The organism is Clostridium sp. 1001270J_160509_D11, assembly GCF_015667935.1.
In the GTDB taxonomy this organism is placed as follows: Bacteria; Bacillota; Clostridia; order Peptostreptococcales; family Peptostreptococcaceae; genus Intestinibacter.
On record NZ_JADPET010000206.1, the window covers coordinates 1 to 3,436 of the forward strand.

The 3,436-nt window shown below is 26.5% G+C and carries 4 protein-coding genes; all 4 read left to right on the plus strand.

Translation table 11 applies throughout. From position 1 onward, the window contains the following. The first annotated feature begins 144 nt into the window (after positions 1-144). The gene (locus I4U58_RS13140) at positions 145-642 is read left to right on the plus strand and encodes a TspO/MBR family protein (RefSeq protein ID WP_195931791.1); all 498 of its coding nucleotides are present in this window, start codon (positions 145-147) and stop codon (positions 640-642) included. 143 nt (positions 643-785) lie between these two features. Next, positions 786-1,019, plus strand: coding sequence for a YabP/YqfC family sporulation protein (locus tag I4U58_RS13145; protein ID WP_195931792.1), 234 nt, complete (start codon positions 786-788; stop codon positions 1,017-1,019). A 14-nt stretch (positions 1,020-1,033) separates the two neighbouring features. Beyond that, positions 1,034-2,317, plus strand: a complete 1,284-nt coding sequence (locus I4U58_RS13150; protein WP_195931793.1) for a sporulation protein YqfD — start codon at positions 1,034-1,036, stop codon at positions 2,315-2,317. Between the two features lie 52 nt (positions 2,318-2,369). Then, the gene (locus I4U58_RS13155) at positions 2,370-3,377 is read left to right on the plus strand and encodes a PhoH family protein (RefSeq protein ID WP_347708186.1); all 1,008 of its coding nucleotides are present in this window, start codon (positions 2,370-2,372) and stop codon (positions 3,375-3,377) included. Positions 3,378-3,436: the final 59 nt, after the last annotated feature.

Sequence of the window (3,436 nt, forward strand, 5' to 3'; positions counted from 1 at the left end):
TTACTGAACCGAGCAAGTTTACTATTTTTTCAAATTCCTCACAACTAAAATCCATACACATAATTATTATAAAAGAATTTTAAAATAAAAATAAATTAAAAACTTAGTGATTTATATTTAATAATTATTAGGAAGGTGAAAATATTGATTATATCTGTTAAAGAGATAAAAAAATTTATTATATGTGTTGCTATTCCGCTAGTAACAGGTATACTAAGTAGTTCAATTGCAGTTTTACTATCTCAAATGCCTTTTAAAATGCAGTATATGCAATTAATAAAACCGGATTTTTCTCCTCCGGCATCAGTATTTCCTATTATTTGGCCCATATTATATATCTTGATGGGTATATCAGCGTACATAATTCTAAGTTCAAAGAAAAGTACTCAAAAAATAAATGATGCTATGTTCTTTTATTATCTTCAATTAGTTTTAAATTTTCTATGGAGTATATTGTTCTTTGGATTAAACTTAAGATTTGTTGCATTTATAGAAAGCATACTTTCAGGTCTTGTCCTTATAGCAATGATTTATAAATTTTATAAAGTAGATCAAAGAGCAAGTTTAATAAACATACCTTATTTACTTTGGATATTTTTTGTAATATTTTTAAGCTATTTTATATGGATATTAAATAAATAAGTTTACTACCTATAGGGTAGTAATTTTTTTTGTTTAAATATTAAAAAAGAGTTTGTGTCATATACATAATATATAACATATAACATTTATAAGCATTTAAATTCATAAAATATATGAAGAAAATCTATTTAAGGAGGAAGTTTATGGAGATATCATCAGATTTACAAGTTATAAAACCTATTATTACTATTGTTAGTAATACGTTTTTGAGTATAGAAAATTACGTAAATATAGTTGAATTTGATAATAATTTAATAAGAATAAAGACAAAAGAAAAAATAGTTAAAATAACTGGCGATAAACTTGTTCTAAAGTATATAAACGAAGGGGAGATAGGCATAAAGGGGATAATTTATTCTCTAGAATATGTTGATTAAGGGGAGGAATAAAATTGATTAATTATATTAAAGGATATTATGTATTAGTTGTGGAAGGGATAGATACAGAGAAATATTTGAATTTTATTTGTAAAAATAGAGTACCTATTTATAATGTAAAAAGAATTGATAAAACAAAAGTAGAATTTAGTGTATCTAGAAGTGATTTGAAAAAAATAAAAAATATGTATAGAGGTAATAAGTTTGAGGTTAAAATAAAACAAAAAACAGGAATTCCATTTTTAGCAAGAAGAATATATAAATACAAAACAATGGTTTTTTCTGCAATAGTATCTCTTTTATTACTTCTTTCGACAACTCAATTTGTAACAGATATATACATAGACTGTCCTGAAGGTATAGATAAAAAAGTATTAAAGGCAGAGTTAGAAGAATGTGGATTAAAACCTGGAGTATTTAAAAAGACAATAGATAGAAAAATTATTAGAGATCATATAATGCAGGAAATAGACGAAGTTGCGTACTTATCTATCAATGTAAAGGGAACAAATGTATTTGTAACAGTTACAAAAAAAGATGATGAGAGTACAAAAGTAGCTAATTCTAATTATTGTAATATTATTGCATCTAAAAATGGTATAATAGAGAAGGTAATTGCAAGAAGTGGAGAAGCTGTTGTTCAAGTAGGGGATATAGTCAAAAAAGGAGATCTTCTAATTCAGGGTGCAAATACCACATCTATGCCGGAAGTATGGGCGACAACTTTTTATGAAAGTGTTCAGAAAAAACCGTACATAAAAACAATAAATAAAAAGACAGGCAAGAGCAAAAACGTATACACTATAACTTTTTATGACAAAGAATTTGAAATAAATAGAAATATAAAATATAAAGATTACATAATTGAAAATAAAACTAAAGATATTAAACTTGGCAATTATACTTTCCCAATTAAGATAGTAGTGAGCACATTTTATGAAGTGCAAAAAAAACAAGTTGAAGTAGATTCAAACAAATTAAAAGAAGAATTAAAACAAAAAGCATTGAAAGATTTATATTATATGATGCCTGCATCTGCTAAAATGGGGGATGTAAATTATCAACATAAAGTTAGTAAAAATATGTTAGAATATATTGTAACAGTACAAGCAAGTGAAGATATATCCAAAGTATATTCTCTTAGTAAGCAAGAAATAAATCAAATTTTACAAGAAAATAGCAAGAGTGAAGATGGAGAACCAGTGCCATCTAATCCAACTAAAAGACCTATAAATGATATAAAAAATGAATTTGAACAACAACAAAATAACAAAGATGATGAAACGAAGAATAATTAATAAAATATATGAATAAAAAGGGTAAAACTTTTAAGGAGGCACAATTTAATTGATAACACAAAGAAAATTTTTAATTGCAGAACAAGAATTTGAAAGAGAATTATTTGGAAACTTCGATGAAAATATTAAATTAATAGAAGATACATTAAGTATTGATGTTATTTTAAGAGAAGGTAATATTGTTTTAATGGGTGAAGAAAAAAACGTAGACTTAGCATATAGGCTTATGACTGAATTACAAGATACTGTTATAAAAGGAAAATCACTAGATAAACAGTCAGTTACTTACAGTTTATCATTATTGCTTGAGGGCAGTGAAATGATGATAAAAGAACTAGATGATGTTATAGTTGTAACAAAAAAGGGAAAAGCAGTACAACCTAAGACGCTAGGTCAAAAGAAATATATTGAATTAATAAATCAAAATGATATAACCTTCGGAATAGGACCAGCTGGTACAGGTAAAACTTATCTGGCAGTTGCGATGGCTGTTAGTGCTTTTAAAAAGGACGAAGTAAATAGAATTGTATTAACTAGACCAGCAGTAGAGGCAGGAGAGAGTTTAGGATTTTTACCAGGAGATTTAAAAGATAAGGTAGATCCATATTTAAGACCATTATACGACGCTTTATTCGATATGCTTGGTGGAGAAAGAGTAAACAAATTCCTAGAAAGAGGTACTATAGAAGTTGCACCACTTGCATTTATGAGAGGTAGAACATTAGACAATGCCTTCATAATACTAGATGAAGCTCAAAATACAACTCCAGAACAGATGAAGATGTTTTTAACAAGACTTGGATTTGGGTCTAAAGCTGTAGTAACAGGAGATATAACTCAAACAGATTTACCAGATAAAAAGAGAAGTGGGCTAGTTCAAGCGACAACAATACTTGAAAATATAAAAGGAATTGGTAAAATAGAACTTACAGAAAAAGACGTTGTAAGACATGAATTAGTTCAAAGAATAATAAAAGCATACGATAAGTATGAAAAAAAAGAAGAATTCAAAAAAAGTAAAAAAGAAAAAGAAAAAACAATGAAAAATTCTAGAAGATAAGAATTTAAAAATAAATTATAAAGATAATAACAAATATAGGATTAAATAATTTCCTATAT

Excerpts from the sequence above, each read along its gene's own strand:
- I4U58_RS13145 (WP_195931792.1), top strand. The coding sequence starts at position 786 with ATGGAGATATCATCAGATTTACAAGTTATAAAACCTATTATTACTATT.